Annotated in this window: 13 protein-coding genes; 3 read left to right on the forward strand and 10 right to left on the reverse strand. The window is 69.2% G+C overall.

All coding sequences use genetic code 11. The annotated features are described in order from the left end of the window. The first annotated feature begins 119 nt into the window (after positions 1–119). Complete coding sequence (locus H7F53_RS07420; RefSeq protein ID WP_185678864.1) at positions 120–866, forward strand: FIST signal transduction protein; 747 nt, start codon at positions 120–122, stop codon at positions 864–866. Then, entirely contained in the window at positions 863–2,725 is a 1,863-nt protein-coding gene (locus tag H7F53_RS07425; RefSeq protein ID WP_185678865.1) for a putative bifunctional diguanylate cyclase/phosphodiesterase, read from the forward strand. Before H7F53_RS07420 ends, H7F53_RS07425 begins: the two co-directional genes overlap by 4 nt. Here the strand turns inward: H7F53_RS07425 and H7F53_RS07430 are convergent, their stop codons facing one another. From H7F53_RS07430 to H7F53_RS07475, 10 genes are all read right to left on the reverse strand, one after another. Further along, a complete protein-coding gene (locus H7F53_RS07430) occupies positions 2,726–3,823 on the reverse strand; it encodes a phosphotransferase family protein (protein WP_343061972.1) in 1,098 nt (365 codons plus the stop codon). A gap of 2 nt (positions 3,824–3,825) precedes the next feature. Next, positions 3,826–4,995: an acyl-CoA dehydrogenase family protein gene (locus tag H7F53_RS07435; protein ID WP_185678867.1), complete on the reverse strand. Its 1,170-nt coding sequence runs from the start codon at positions 4,993–4,995 to the stop codon at positions 3,826–3,828. Positions 4,996–5,011: 16 nt separating this feature from the next. Then, positions 5,012–5,563 (reverse strand): VOC family protein, encoded by a 552-nt coding sequence (locus H7F53_RS07440; RefSeq protein WP_343061973.1) that lies wholly within the window; start codon positions 5,561–5,563, stop codon positions 5,012–5,014. Then, positions 5,560–6,987: a dihydrolipoamide acetyltransferase family protein gene (locus H7F53_RS07445; RefSeq protein ID WP_185678868.1), complete on the reverse strand. Its 1,428-nt coding sequence runs from the start codon at positions 6,985–6,987 to the stop codon at positions 5,560–5,562. The genes H7F53_RS07440 and H7F53_RS07445 overlap by 4 nt, the downstream gene beginning before the upstream one ends. A gap of 11 nt (positions 6,988–6,998) precedes the next feature. Beyond that, positions 6,999–8,012, reverse strand: a complete 1,014-nt coding sequence (locus H7F53_RS07450) for an alpha-ketoacid dehydrogenase subunit beta (protein ID WP_185678869.1) — start codon at positions 8,010–8,012, stop codon at positions 6,999–7,001. A gap of 14 nt (positions 8,013–8,026) precedes the next feature. Next, positions 8,027–9,010, reverse strand: a complete 984-nt coding sequence (locus H7F53_RS07455) for a thiamine pyrophosphate-dependent dehydrogenase E1 component subunit alpha (RefSeq protein ID WP_185678870.1) — start codon at positions 9,008–9,010, stop codon at positions 8,027–8,029. Positions 9,011–9,030: 20 nt separating this feature from the next. Beyond that, positions 9,031–10,254: an acyl-CoA dehydrogenase family protein gene (locus H7F53_RS07460; protein WP_185678871.1), complete on the reverse strand. Its 1,224-nt coding sequence runs from the start codon at positions 10,252–10,254 to the stop codon at positions 9,031–9,033. Continuing rightward, entirely contained in the window at positions 10,254–11,399 is a 1,146-nt protein-coding gene (locus tag H7F53_RS07465; RefSeq protein ID WP_185678872.1) for a thiolase family protein, read from the reverse strand. The genes H7F53_RS07460 and H7F53_RS07465 overlap by 1 nt, the downstream gene beginning before the upstream one ends. Further along, positions 11,396–11,791, reverse strand: a complete 396-nt coding sequence (locus H7F53_RS07470; protein WP_185678873.1) for a Zn-ribbon domain-containing OB-fold protein — start codon at positions 11,789–11,791, stop codon at positions 11,396–11,398. Before H7F53_RS07470 ends, H7F53_RS07465 begins: the two co-directional genes overlap by 4 nt. Before the next feature lie 131 nt (positions 11,792–11,922). Next, the gene (locus H7F53_RS07475) at positions 11,923–12,732 is read right to left on the reverse strand and encodes a helix-turn-helix transcriptional regulator (protein ID WP_185678874.1); all 810 of its coding nucleotides are present in this window, start codon (positions 12,730–12,732) and stop codon (positions 11,923–11,925) included. Between the two features lie 94 nt (positions 12,733–12,826). Here H7F53_RS07475 and H7F53_RS07480 point away from each other — a divergent pair, with 94 nt between their 5' ends. Further along, on the forward strand, positions 12,827–13,933 hold the full coding sequence (locus H7F53_RS07480) for an acyl-CoA dehydrogenase family protein (RefSeq protein WP_185678875.1): 1,107 nt from the start codon (positions 12,827–12,829) through the stop codon (positions 13,931–13,933). Positions 13,934–14,300 lie beyond the last annotated feature (367 nt).

Consider the following 14,300-nt stretch of genomic DNA (forward strand, 5'->3'; position numbering starts at 1 on the left):
ATCATCCCGCCACCAAGCTCGATCAGCTCCTGCCTTGGAACTGGGGACCGCGCGCTGCAAAGCTCGCCGCATAAACCCGGCCTACGATCCGGTCGGGATCACGCCGCGGCCCTCACCGGATGGATACGGACGTCGTCGGGGTCGAGGCCGAGATCAGCGGGGGCATGGCGGGCGACGGCGCGCGGTTTGCCGAGACCCTGGTGGCGCTCAACGGCGCAGTGCAGGCGGGGACCATCGCCGCGATCGGCTTCTATGGCGATGCCATCCGGTTCGGCCATGGCTGTGTCGGGGGCTGGGACGGGTTCGGCCCGCGGCGCCGGATCACCGCCTCGGCCGGGTTGGTGCTGCACGCGCTCGACGACCGGCCGGCGCTGGACCTCTATGAAACCTACCTCGGCGACGAGGCCGCCGCGCTGCCCGGCTCGGGGCTGCTCTATCCGCTGTGCATCTGGGATCCGGCCAAGCCAGATGCCCTGTTCGTGCGCACCCTGCTGGGCGTCGACCGCGCGACCAGAAGCCTGTTGCTGGCGGGCGACGTGCCGGAGGGCTGGCACGCGCAGCTGATGCGCGGATCGATCGATCGGCTGATCGACGGCGCGGCCAGCGCGGCGCGGGATGCCCGTGAGGAGATGGCCGCCCAGAGGGTCCATCCGGCCGCCTGCCTGCTGGTCAGCTGCGTCGGCCGCAGGCTGCTGATGGGCCAGCACACCGAGGCGGAGATCGAACAGGTCCATGCCGTGCTCGGTACCGGTGTGCCGATGGCGGGATACTATTCCTACGGCGAGATCGCGCCGCGCGCCGGCTCGCCGGTGGCCGGGCTGCACAACCAGACCGTGACGCTCACCCTGCTCGCCGAGGCGGCATGACGGCTGACGACTGCCCCCATCCGCTGCTGCGGCGCCAGATGACCCGGGCCGACGGTGATATCGCCAGCCTGTTGGCGATGGTCGCCGAAGCCTATGGCGAGCGCGATCAGGAGCGGCGGCGGGCGGATCACGCCAACCGGGTCATGGCCGACGAACTCGACCGGACGCTGGGCCAGCTCGAACTGCAGAACATGCGCTTCAAGGTGGCGCTGGATACCATGGAGCAGGGGCTGTGCCTGTTCGACGGGGCCGGCCGCTCGGTCATGATCAACCGGCGCATGCTCGAGATCTACGGGGTGGCCGAGGCGGATTTCCCCCCCGGCAGCGAGCTGGCCCGGCTGCTGGCCCTCGGCTCCGCGCTCAACGGCGCCACCGAACTCGATCGCCGGCTGCTGGCCAACGAGCAGCTCGACCTGGTCGATTCCCGGCCACTCGAACAGCGGTGGCCCGACGGACGCTCGATCACCCTGCTGCGCACGGCCGATGGCGGCTATCTGCTGACCGTGGCCGACGTCACCGAAAGCCGCGAGGCGTCGGCGAAGATCGCCCATCTGGCCCGGCACGATTCCCTGACCGACCTGCCCAACCGACTGCAGCTGCGCGAGCGGCTCAGCGAGATCCGGCGCTATGGCGAGAAGGGGCGGCGCTGCGGGGTATTCTGCCTGGACCTTGACCGGTTCAAGGCGGTCAACGACACCCTCGGCCACATGACCGGCGATGCCCTGCTGGTCGCCGTGGCCAAGCGTATCACGGGGGTGCTGCGGCCCAACGACGTGGTTGCCCGGCTCGGCGGCGACGAGTTCGCCATCGTGCAGTTGCACGTGGTCGCCGACCGCGATTGCCTGCGCCTGGCTGAACGGATCATCAAGGCCCTGACCCGGCCGTTCGCGATCGGCCACCACCGCATCCGCATCGGCGTCAGCATTGGTATCTCGATCGAGGATGCCAGCACGATCGAGCCGCTCGAGGCGCTGCGCCGGGCCGATCTCGCGCTCTATGCCGCCAAGGCCGAGGGCCGCTGCAATGCGCGGATCTATACGACGCAGATGCACGAGGTTGCCACGGCGCGGCACCGGCTCGAGACCGATCTGCGCGAGGCGCTGTCACGCCATGAATTCACCCTGCGCTATCAACCCCAGCTTGACATCGCCACCAACCAGGTCTCGGCGGTCGAGGCGCTGCTGCGCTGGGAGCATCCCGAGCGCGGCGAGGTGTCACCGCTCCAGTTCATCGGCGTCTGCGAGGAACTTGGCCTGATCGACGAGATCGGCCGCTTCGTGCTCGATTCCGCCACGCGCGAGGCCAGTGCCTGGCCGGCGGAGGTCAAGGTGGCGGTCAACCTTTCGGCAGTGCAGTTCCGCTCGGGCCGGTTGGTCTCGGTCGTCCAGGCCGCTCTGGCCCGGTCCGGCCTCGACCCGGCCCGGCTCGAGCTGGAGGTGACCGAAAGCCTGATGCTCGAGGACGTGGCCGCGGTGCGCGCCCAGTTGCTCGAGCTGAAGGCGCTGGGCTGCCACATCTCGCTGGATGATTTTGGCACGGGTTACTCGTCGCTGTCGTACATCCGGCAGTTTCCATTCGACAGGATCAAGATCGACCAGAGCTTCGTGCGCGAGATCGAGAGCAACAAGGACAGCCTGGCGATCATCCGCGCGGTCTCCGGGCTGTGCGGCAGCCTGGCGATCAAATCCACCGCGGAAGGGGTCGAGACTCCCGAGCAGTTCCGCATTCTCGAGCAGGAAAACTGCGACAGCGTGCAGGGCTACCTGATCAGCCATCCCGTCCATGCGCATCAGGTGCGCAGCATGGTCGATTCGTTCCGCCGCCGCAGCGGTCGGGCGGCTTCCCCGCGCGCTGCCTGATCAGCCCGCGCCCCGGCACTCCGCCATGGCCTCGCGGGCCAGCCGGGCGAGGCGCGGGAAGGCTTCGGCGCGCTCGCGGGCCTGGGCATTGGCCGCCGTCCCGCGCAGCACCCGACCCTTGATCCCGTGGAAGATCGCCGCCAGCCGGAACAGGTTGAAGGCGAGATAGTACGGATAGTCGGGCATGCCATCGCGCCCGGTACTGGCGCAGTAGGCGGCGACGTAGGCGCTCTCGTCCGGGATCCCCAGCGCGGCCAGATCGGCGCCGCCCAGGCCCGGGACGATATCGGGCGGCATGCGGTACATCATCGCGTGATAGGCGAAATCGGCCAGCGGATGGCCCAGCGTCGACAGCTCCCAGTCGAGCACGGCCAGCACGCGCGGCTCGGTCGGATGGAAGATCATGTTGTCGCAGCGGAAGTCGCCGTGGACCACGCGGGTCTCGTCGCCGGGGGGAATGGCCTCGGGTAGCCATTCGACCAGCGCGTCCATATCGGCGTTGCGCCCGGCCAGGTCGTCGCCCAGGTACTGCTTCGACCACCGCCCGATCTGCCGCGCGAAATAGTTGCCCGGCTTGCCATAGTCCCCCAGCCCGATCGCCGCCGGATCGAGCCCGTGCAGCGCGGCCATGGTCGTGTTCATCGCGGTGAAGTAGGCCGCCCGATCGGCCCGCGCGACACCGGGGAAGGTCGCATCCCAGAAGACCCGGCCTTCGACCATGTCCATCACGTAGAAGCTGGTCCCGATCACCGCCGGGTCCTCACAATAGCCGTGCACCCGCGCCACCGGGAAGCCGGCACCACCCAGGGCGGTGAGGACGCGGGCCTCGCGGTCCATCGCGTGGGCTCCCGGCAACAACTCGCCCGGCGGCTTCCGGCGCAGCACATAGGCCCGCCCCGGGGTGATCAGCTTGTAGGTCGGGTTGGACTGCCCGCCGCGGAACTGTTCGACCCGGAGCGGCCCGGCATAGTCCGGCACCGCCGCCGCCAGCCATTCGGCCAGGGCCGCCTCGTCGAAGGCATAGCCCGCGCGGACCGCGGTGGTGCCGGAATTGGCGGCGGCAAGATCGGCGCTGCCGGGGGACGCGGGACTGGTCACGCTCAGCCCTGCGCCGCTTTCCAGTCGCGCTTGATCTTCTTGGCCAGGCTCCACTTGTGGACCTCGGTCGGGCCGTCGTAGATGCGGAAGGCGCGGATCTCGCGGAACACGGTCTCGACGATGGTGGTGCCGGTCACCCCGGTGCCGCCCATCACCTGCACGCAATTGTCGGCCACGGTCATCAGGGCTTCGGATACGGCGACCTTGGCCATGCTGCTTTCGACCGTGCCGAGGCTGCCGGTGTCGAGCACTCCGGCGCACCAGTCGATCATCAGCTCGCATTGCTGCAGCAGGATCCGGTTCTCGGCCAACTTGAAGCCGACGCCCTCGTGATCGATCAGCGCCTTGCCGAAGGCCTCGCGGCGGCAGGCATAGTCGGTGGCGATCTCCTGCGCGCGGATGCAGGCCCCCAGCCAGCGCATGCAGTGCGACAGGCGTGCCGGGGAGAGCCGCACCTGGGCATATTTGAAGCCTTCGCCGGCCTCGCCCAGCATCTGGTCGGCGGGAATGCGCAGGTTCTCGATGCTCAGGGTGGCGTGGCCGCCGGGCATCGAGCTGTCGATCGTGTTGGGGATCTCCTCGATCCGGATCGCCGGGTCGGGCAGGTCGACCAGGAACATGCAGGCGCCTTCCTCGGCCCGGGCCATGACGATGCCGATCGTCGCCCCCTCGAACCCGGTGATGAAGCGCTTGCGCCCGTTGACCACCCAGTGGTTGCCGTCGCGCCGGCAGGTGGTCTTCATCATCGAGGGGTCGGCCCCGGCGCCGCCGTCCTCCCACGGCTCGGTCATCAGGAAGGCCGAGCGCGCGCGGCCCTCGACCAGCGGTCGCAGGAACCGTGCCTTCTGCTCGGGAGAGCCGACGTGGCCCATCAGGTACATGTTGCCCTCGTCCGGGGCATTGGTGTTGCAGGCCAGCGCGCCCAGCGGGGTCAGGCCCGAGCGGATCAGCAGCACCGCGGTCTCGCGCTGGCTGCGGTGCGATCCGTCGGGGCGGATGTGCGGGGTCAGCACCCCGGCAGCGCGGGCCTTGTCGCGCAGTTCGTAGACCAGCGCGTCAAGCGGGGCGCCATGGTGATCGCGCCGCGGATCCTGCTCGCAGGGGAACACGACCTCGCGGACAAAGGCTTCGACGCGGTCGGCCAGGGCGAGGACATCGGGGGAAATGGTCATGCGCGCGCTATCCGCCTCAGCCAAGGGTGCGCAGCGGGTCACTGCCGTCCCAGTTCTTGCCGGCATCCTTGATCATCTGGAAGATGGCATCGGCGCCGGTCATGTTCTGCAGGAGCTCGATCACGTGTCCGGGCCCGGCGCCGGGATCGACATAGAGCACTGCCCCGTCCGCGCCGACCTTGCCCTCGACCAGCACCTCGGCGCCCGCCGCGGCGACCGAGGCGCGGGCCTGCTCGATCGAATCGACGAAGATGCAGATGTGGTGCAGCCGGTCCTTCACCGCATAGTCGCCGGTGTAGATCCCCGGTTCGTCGTTCTCGGCGCGGATCAGCTCGATCTGCACGTCGCCCCAGTAGGCGATCGCGATCGAGAACACCGCCCCGGTCGGCTGGCCCTTGTAGGTCATGTCGCCCAGCGCGACGTTCTCGAGCAGGAAGAACGGGCCGACCCCCATGGTCTCGGTCCAGTAGCGCACGGCCGCGTCGAAATCGCTCGGCAGGTAGGCCAGCTGGCCGACCGGACCCAGGCTGGTGAGGGAGGGCGCGGTCAGGGCTTTGGCATCGGTCACTGGAACAGACCCTCCGGATGTTCGATCAAGTGCTTCAGCGTGGCGAGGAAGGCCGCGCCGGCCGCCCCGTCGATGGCGCGATGATCAACCGACAGGCCCAGCGCGATGCGGCTCTCGAAGGCGATATCGCCCTGCTCGGTCTCGACCGGCTGACGGGTGACCGCGCCCACCGCGAGGATCGCGGCCTGCGGCGGGTTGATGATCGCGTCGAACGCCTCGATTCCCATCATCCCGAGGTTGGAAACCGAGAAGGTTCCGCCCTCCATGTCCTCGTAGCTCAGCTTGCCGGCCATGGCCTTGTCGATCAGGCGGCGGCTCTCGGCGGCCAGCTGGTCGATCCGCAGCCGGTCGGCCTGGCGCACCACCGGGGTCACCAAGCCCTTGGGGCTGGCGACGGCGATCGCGACATCGGCATGGGGGAAGCGGTGCAGCGCCTCGCCGTGGACCTGGACGTTGATGTCCGGATGGCGGGCCAGCGCGAGCGCCACGGCCTTGACCATGTAGTCGTTGAGCGAGGCCTTGCAGCCGAGCACGAGGTTGGCGGTCTTGCGCAGGGCGACCAGGTCGTCGGCGCGCGCCGAAATCCGCAGGTAGAAGTGCGGGATCTCCTGCTTGGCCGCGGTGAGCCGCTGCGCCACCACCTTGCGGATGCGATCGAAGGGCACGATCTCGGGCAGGTTGGCCACCGGCGCGAAGGCCGGTGCGGCGGGGCCGGGCCCCGGCACCGGCACCTTGGCCAGCACGTCGGCCTTCGAGATGCGGCCGCGCGGGCCGGTCCCGGTCAGGCCGGCCAGGTCGATCCCGTGGAGCGCCGCGAGCCGCCGCGCGAGCGGCGAGGCGAAGGCCCGGGCATTGTCCTCGACCAGCTGGGCCGGTCCCTTCAGCGCCGGCGCGGTGGCCGGGCGCAGGGCCTGATGGACGTCCTGATAGGTGATCCGCCCATTGCGGCCCGAACCGGCGATGCCGGCCAGGTCGACCCCGTGGGTTTCGGCCAGCTTGAGCGCCTCCGGGCTGATCGGTCGGTTGGTCACGATCGGCGTCGGCGCTGGGGCCGCCGCCGGAGCAGGAGCAGGAGCGGGGGCGGGGGCAGGGGCAGGCGCGGCTGCCTTCGCGGCCACCGCCGTTTCCGCCGGGCGGAAGGCCGCGATGAAAGCCTCGATCTCGGCCTCGGTCGCGGCCGCATCGGCGAAGACCGCCAGCAGCGCGCCGACCGGCTGCGCCTCGCCGCCCGCGCCGACCAGCACGCGGCGCACCACCGCGTCGTACTCGGCCTCGACCTCGTTGGTGATCTTGGCGGTTTCGATCAGGCACAGCGTCTGCCCGCGCGTGAAGGCGTCACCCTCCTGCACCATCCATTCGGCGAGGGTTCCCTCGGTCATCTCGATGCCCCACTTGGGCATGCAGAAGGGGCGGATATCGGCCATCATCGCCTCCTTCAGCGCCAGCCGAGCACCTTGCGCACACCCGCCTCGATCTTGTCGACCGAGGGGAGGTACGCCGATTCCAGCTCGCGCGCGAACGGGATCGGGGTGTGGGGCGGGGTCACCGCTTCGGGCGGGGCCTTGAGGCTGGCGAAGGCCTTGTTCGACACCAGCGCGCAGAGGTCGGCGGCCAGCCCGCAGCGCGGCGGCGCCTCGTCGACCACCACCAGCCGCCCGGTCACCTCGACCGAATCGAGGATCGCCTCCTCGTCGAGCGGGCTGGTCGTGCGCAGGTCGATCACGTCGCAGCCGATCCCTTCGGCAGCGAGCTTGTCGGCCACCGCTTCGCAGAAGCCCAGCAGCAGCCCGGACGAGACGATGGTCACGTCCTGGCCGGCGCGGGTCAGGCGGGCATGGCCGAAGGGGATCATGAAATCCGGATCGTCGGGAACCTCGCCCGACATGCCGTAGAGCGCCTTGTGCTCGAGGAAGATCACCGGATCGTCGTCGCGGATCGCGGTGCGCAACAGGCCCTTCACGTCGGCCGGGGTGCTGGGCATCACCACCTTCAGCCCGGGCATGCCGGTCAGGATCTGGTGGACCGACTGGCTGTGCTGCGCGGCCGCGTTGTAACCGGCGCCATAGGCCATGCGGATCACCGCCGGGCACTTCGACTTGCCGCCGAACATGTAGCGGAACTTGCCCATCTGGTTCCAGATCTGGTCCAGGCAGACGCCGATGAAGTCGGCGAACATCAGCTCGGCCACCGGGCGCTTGCCCGACAGCGCCAGGCCCGAGGCCGCGCCGATGATCGCGCTTTCGGAAATCGGGGTGTCGATCACGCGATTGGCGCCGAACTGGCCGAACAGGCCGGTCGAGGTCGACCAGATCCCGCCGATCGCCTCGGGCCCGCCGGCGGTGCCCATGCCGCCGACCACGTCCTCGCCCAGCACCACCACGCTGGGGTCGCGGGCCATTTCCTCTGCGATCGTCGACAGGACGGCATCGCGGTACATCATCTGTGCCATTTGCGCGGCCCCCTTCAGTACGAGATGTAGACGTCGGTCAGGACGTCCTCGGCGGTCGGGCGGGCGGCGGCGCGCGCGGCGGTGACCGCGGCCTCGATCGCGTCGAGCGATTCGCTGTCCACCGCGTCGAGATCGGCGTCGCCGAGCAGGCCGGCGGCGGTCACGCTGGCGCGGAACTTCTTCAGGCAGTCCCGCTCGGCGCGGATCCGGTCGAGCTCGCCCGGGCCGCGGTAGCGCTGCGGGTCACCCTCGAAATGGCCGAAGAAGCGTTCCGTGTCGAACTCGACCGCGGCGGGGCCGTTGCCGGCCCGGACGTGGGCCAGCACTTCGCGCATCGTGTCGTGGACCGCGAAGAAGTCGGTCCCGTCGGCGCGCCAGGCCTTCATGCCGAAGGCCTCGGCGCGGCTGGCGATGTCGCCCGCGGTGCCGACCGCGTAGTCCACTCCGGTGTGCTCGGAATAGTGGTTGTTCTCGAAGACGAAGATGCACGGAGCCTGGGTGACCACGGCAAAGTTCATCGCCTCGAAGGTGGTGCCCTGGTTGCAGGCGCCGTCGCCCGAGAAGGCGATCGACACGCGCAGCCCGTCCGGGCCGGGACCGTCGATCTTGGCCGAGAGCGCCGCACCCACCGCGATCGGCGCGCCGGCGCCGACGATGCCGTTGGCGCCGAGCATGCCGACCTCGATGTCGGCGATGTGCATCGAGCCGCCCTTGCCCTTGCCGAGTCCCTCGCGGCTGCCCCAGATCTCCTTCATCATCGCGGTCACGTCGCAGCCCTTGGCCAGGCAGTGGCCATGGCCGCGGTGCGTCGAGATGATCTTGTCGGCGGCGTCGAGATGCTCGCACACGCCTACCGCGACGGCTTCCTGGCCGCAGTAGAGGTGGGTGAACCCGGCGATCTCGCCGGTCATGATCTCGACGTGCAGGCGCTCCTCGAACTCGCGGATCACCTTCATCCTGCGATAGGCGCGTAGCAGCGCGTCCCGGCTCAGTTGCATTCCTCTACCCCGTCTCTGTTTTACAGGCCCAGCACGGACTTCGCGATGATATTGGCCTGGACCTCGTTGGTACCACCAAAGATCGTCCAGGCCCGGCTGTTGAGATAGCGCGGGGCCGCCAGTTGGGCCTCGCGCGAATGTACCGGGTGCGGCGCATTGTCGCCATAGAGCGGCCGGCTCTGTTCCAGCTGCAGCCCGGCCGCACCGTAGAGATCCACCGCCAGGAGGTCGATCTCCTGGCGCAGGTTGGAGGCGAGCAGCTTGGTCACCGAGGTCTGCGGACCGGGCTGGCGGCCCTTCGCGATCTCGGAGATGATCTTCAGCTCGATCATCTCCAGCGCCTGGGCGGACAGCCGCGCGCGGGCGACGCGGCGGCGCCAGTGCGGATCATCGGCCATGACCCCGCCGCGACCGTCGCTTTCGGTCCGGGCGGCCTCCTCAAGCCGGTCCAGATCATAGCACAGCTTGGGGGCATGGCACGATCCGCCGCGCTCGTTCTCGAGCAGGAACTTGGCGATGGCCCAGCCCTGGCCTTCCTCGCCTACGCGGTCGGCCACGGGGACGATCACATCCTCGAGGAACACCTGGTTGACCTCGTGGTCGCCGGCCGTGCTGAGGATCGGGCGGATCGATACTCCGGGCTGGTCGAGATCGACCAGCAGGAACGAGATCCCGGCCTGCTTGCGCGCCTCGGGATCGGTGCGGACCAGGCAGAACATGCGGTTGGCATGGTGCGCGTGGGTGGTCCAGATCTTCGACCCGTTGAGGACATAGTGATCGCCCCGCACGGGGTCATGGGTCAAGACCGCCTTGCATTGCAGCGAGGCGAGATCCGAGCCCGAACCCGGCTCGGAGAAACCCTGGCACCAGTAGTCCTCGCCGGACAGGATGCGCGGCAGATAATGCTTCTGCTGCGCCGCATTGCCGAAGGTCCAGATCACCGGGGCCACCAGCTTCAGGCCCAGCACGGTGAGGTTGGGGGCGCCGGCCAGGGCGCATTCCTTCTCGAAGATATAGCGCCACAGCGGCGGCCAGCCGGTGCCGCCATGCTCGGCCGGCCACTGATAGCCCAGCCAGCCCTTGCGGTGGAGCACGGCATTCCACACCTGCCCGATGTTCGGTTCGACGAACACCGTGGGGGAGGCCGCGGCCCCGGCGCGCACCGCCTCGGGCAGCTCGGCGGCAAGAAAGGCGCGCACCTCGTCACGGAAGGCGGCGTCGCTGGGGGAGTAGTCGATGTCCATCAGCGCTCCAGGATCGTTACGGCCGACACGCCGGGGGCCCCGTAGACGTGGCTGTAGGCCGTGCGCGGGCTGCCCGGCACCTGCCGGCCGCCCCCATCGCCGCGCAGCTGCACGACGTTCTCATAGACCTGCCGGAGCCCCGAGGCGCCGATCGGCTCGCCGCAGGCCAGGCAGCCGCCGTCGGTGTTGACCGGCAGGCGTCCCGCCAGTTCGGTGCGGCCCTCGGCCAGCCAGGCCTCCTGCTCGCCATCGGCGCAGAAGCCGTTCTCGGCCATGTGCATGATCTCGGCCCCGGCCTCGGTGTCCTGCAGCTGCGCCACGGCGATCTCGTCCGGGCCGATCCCCGCCTGGCGGAACGCGTCGGCCGCGGCGATGCGGGTGGCCGAGCCGCCGCGGGCGATATCGATCGACGGGGCAAACACCTCGAACGAGCCGGGCGGGCGGGTCCGCATGGTGGCTGCCTTCAGCCGGATCAGCGGCTTGCCCAGTTCGCGCGCCTTCCTCTCGCTGGCCAGCACCAGCGCCACGCCGCCCTCGGCGGGCGAGCAGAACATGTACTTGGTATAGGGATCGGAGACGAGCGGCGCGCCCATGATCGTGTCCAGATCGACCGGTTCGCGGCGCCAGGCATGGGGGGCGTGGACCGCGTTGCGGAAGGCCTTTTCGGCCACCCGGCCAAGGCTGGTCGGCGAGATGCCGAATTCGTGCATGTAGCGCATGATCTTCGCCGCGAAGAACTGCGTCGTGATCATGTAGCCGGCCTCGCCGTACCAGTCCGGCAGGTTGTACTCGGCCGGCAGGGCGTTGAACGCGCCGCGCGGGTGCTTGTCGAAGCCGACCGCGAGGCCCAGCTCGAACTCACCCGACTTGATCGCCATCTGCGCCGAGAACAGCGCCGATCCGCCGGTCGCGCAGCCGTTCTTGACGTTGATGAACTGCACCCCGGTCAGGCCGAGCTGCTCGACCATCGTGTCGGGATTGCCGGCCGCATCCGAGCCGCCATAGGCAAACTGGATCTGCGGCCAGTCCACCCCGGCATCGCCCAGCGCAGCGCGGACCGCATGGACCCCCTGCTGCAGGCCCGACAGGCCATCGGTCCGGCCGAAGCGGTGGATGCCGATGCCGACGATGCAGACGTCGCTCATGCTGCACCTCGCGCCGGGCGGAAGGCATGGACCAGCACGGGTTCGGGCGCCTCCGGATCAAGCGGGACGAAGGTCAGCTCAAGCGGCATGCCGATGCGGATCGCGGCAAAGTCGACCTCGCACAGCCGCGCCTCGACGATCGTCTCGCCGGGCAGCTCGACATAGCCGACCGGCCAGGGCGCGAAGGCTTCGGGGCCGGCGTAGGGCGGCGACTTGGGGCGGTAGCGCTGGATCGTGTAGGACCACAAGGTGCCCTGCCGCGCGAGCGGAAAGGGCACATAGTCGTCGCCCGGAGGGCAGGGGAACACGATCCGGCCCGTCTCGCGATGACGCCCGCCCACCAGCCGCGGCTGGCTTTCCTCGGTAAACAGCCCGGGGGCAATGGGGCGCATGGCCAGGTGTTCCGCCTCTCGACACGATTCTGATTGATCGTCTTAAAGCCCGGTTTGCCGCGCAGTTTGACTCATCAAAACGCTAGGCTGCTACTTCGGGCAGGGCGGCCGCGGCGGGGCGGCGTCCGGGCTTAGTGGCCCAGCGAGATATAGCCCAGCTGCGCCGCCTTGAACACGGTCTGGCTACGGTTGACCGCGTTGAGCTTGACCGAGGCGTTGTGGATGTGGAACCGCACCGTCGCCCGGCTGCGCGACATGATCATGCTGATCTCGAGATCGGTCTTGCCGATCGCCGCCCAGCGCAGACACTCGACCTCGCGCTTGGACAGCCGCGATTCCGGCGGCAGCGACTGGATCGAGCCCATGACGTGCAGATAGGTGGCGATGAAGGTTCGCGCATAGACCCCGAAGGCATCGCCATAGGCAAGGAACTCCTCGCTCAGGTCGGTGTGGTCGGGGTCGAGCGGATTGAAGCTGACCGCCCCGATCTGACCGAAAGGCAGATGCACCGGCACCACGATCGCCGCGCGGGTCATGGCCCGGCTCTCGAAATTGGCCAGGTTGATCGCCTCGAGATAGGCGTTGGGCTGACGCAGGTGGAAGCCCTTGGCATTGACCCAGAACGGCTGGCTCTCGAACCGGCAGGCGGTGGTCAGCGGGGAATCGAGCGCGATGCGCGAGTTGCGCCACCACACCCGGTCATCCTCGGACCAGCCGAACACGTCGCGGGCGAGTACGTTGCCTTCGGCATCGACCGGGGTGCGCTTGTCGGCGATGTCATGGGCCGGGGCCGCGCGAAACCCGCACGAGAGCGCGATCTCATGCAGCGCCTGCGCCGCGCGACGGATGTCTTGCGGGGCATCGACCCGGACTGCGTCAATGCGATCCTGAGACAGCAGCGGCCTACTCCCTGGCGTTGTTTGTCTTTGTCTATAGTGCATTTAGTGAGGATACAATCGCGGAAGACCTGACACTTTGCCCAGCGTGGTGGCCGCGACGATCCTGCTAGTGTCGCACCCCAAGAGGGGACTGCCGTTGAACTTCGACCTGAGCGAAGATGAGGAAATGCTCAAGGCCCTGGCCGAGCGCTTCATCACCGACCACTACGACATGGACCGCCGCCGGCGCTACCTGGCCGAGCCCGCCGGCTTTTCGCCGGCCAACTGGGCGCTGCTGGGCGAGCTTGGGCTGATCGGCGCCCTGTTCGACGAGGATGCCGGCGGGCTGGGGCTGGATGCCACCGGGATCGCCACGGTGTTCGAGGCGATGGGCCGCGGCCTGGTGGTCGAACCCCTGATCGAGAACGTGCTGCTGGCCGGCCGGCTGCTGGCCGCGACCGCATCTGCCGATGTCCGTGCGGACTGGCTGCCCGGCCTGGTCGAGGGCTCGCGCCGGGTTGCGCTGGCCCATGCCGAACAGCGCGGACGGCCGGGCCGGCTGTGGATCGAGTGCCGCGCCGGGGAGGCTGATGACGGTCCGCGGATCACCGGCCACAAGGCCTACGTGCCTGCCGGCGCCGGTACCGACGGCTACATCGTTTCGGCCCGCCACGCCGGCCCGGCCGCCGAGCCCGAGGGTGTGGCGCTCTATCTGGTCACGGCCGACGCCCCCGGACTGGTGCGTGAGGAATGGCGGCTGGCCGATGGCGGCGTGGCCGTGTCGCTCACCTTCAGTGACACCCCGGCCCTACTGCTGGCAGGCGGCGTGGCCGCGATCGAGTCCGCCGACGTGCTCGCCTCGCTGGCCCGCAGCGCCGAGGCGCTGGGGATCATGGAACGCATCTTCGGCGAAACCCGCGAATACCTGACCACGCGCGAACAGTTCGGCCTGCGGCTGGGCAGTTTCCAGGCGATCCAGCACCGCATGGTGGCGCAGTATGCCGCGATCGAGCAGGCGCGGGCGCTGCTCAATCTGGCGCTGGTGTCCTGGGGCAAACCCGAGTTCGCCCAGGCGGTTGCCGGGGTGCGGGCGTTCATCGGCTCGGCCTCGATCGCGCTTGGCCACGAAATGACCCAGTTCCACGGCGGGATGGGGGTTAGCGACGAGCTGTCGATCGGCCATGCCCACAAGCGCCTGCTGGTTCTGTCGCGCTGGCCCGATGAACCCGACGCCGCGCTCGACCGCTTCGCCGGGGTGGCGTGAGAGGGGAAGCGGGGCGCCGGACGAACGTCGGCGGATTTGCATAGGGCCCGTCATCCCGGCGCAGGCTGGGATCTCCCGCCTCGCCGCCGAAGATGCCAGCCTGCGCTGGCATGACGGGGTGGAGGGTCAGGCCGACATGGGCTCGGCAGCTTGCGCCCGATACCCGTCATCCCGGCGAAGGCCGGGATCTCCCGCCTCGCCGCAGAAGATGCCAGCCTGCGCTGGCATGACGGGGTGGAGGGGAGGACTGACATGGGCTCGGCGGGTTGCGCCCGGTATCCGTCATCCCAGCGAAGGCTGGGATCTCCCGCCCCGCCGGGGAAGATGCCAGCCTGCGCTGGCATGACGGGATGGAGGGGAGGGCCGA

This window comes from Novosphingobium piscinae (assembly GCF_014230355.1).
In the GTDB taxonomy this organism is placed as follows: Bacteria; Pseudomonadota; Alphaproteobacteria; order Sphingomonadales; family Sphingomonadaceae; genus Novosphingobium; species Novosphingobium piscinae.

Coding starts and splice junctions, on each gene's coding strand:
- H7F53_RS07420 (WP_185678864.1), top strand. CDS start 120: ATGGATACGGACGTCGTCGGGGTCGAGGCCGAGATCAGCGGGGGCATG.
- H7F53_RS07425 (WP_185678865.1), top strand. CDS start 863: ATGACGGCTGACGACTGCCCCCATCCGCTGCTGCGGCGCCAGATGACC.
- H7F53_RS07435 (WP_185678867.1), bottom strand. CDS start 4,995: ATGACCATTTCCCCCGATGTCCTCGCCCTGGCCGACCGCGTCGAAGCC.
- H7F53_RS07445 (WP_185678868.1), bottom strand. CDS start 6,987: ATGGCCGATATCCGCCCCTTCTGCATGCCCAAGTGGGGCATCGAGATG.
- H7F53_RS07450 (WP_185678869.1), bottom strand. CDS start 8,012: ATGGCACAGATGATGTACCGCGATGCCGTCCTGTCGACGATCGCAGAG.
- H7F53_RS07455 (WP_185678870.1), bottom strand. CDS start 9,010: ATGCAACTGAGCCGGGACGCGCTGCTACGCGCCTATCGCAGGATGAAG.
- H7F53_RS07460 (WP_185678871.1), bottom strand. CDS start 10,254: ATGGACATCGACTACTCCCCCAGCGACGCCGCCTTCCGTGACGAGGTG.
- H7F53_RS07465 (WP_185678872.1), bottom strand. CDS start 11,399: ATGAGCGACGTCTGCATCGTCGGCATCGGCATCCACCGCTTCGGCCGG.
- H7F53_RS07470 (WP_185678873.1), bottom strand. CDS start 11,791: ATGCGCCCCATTGCCCCCGGGCTGTTTACCGAGGAAAGCCAGCCGCGG.
- H7F53_RS07475 (WP_185678874.1), bottom strand. CDS start 12,732: ATGCACTATAGACAAAGACAAACAACGCCAGGGAGTAGGCCGCTGCTG.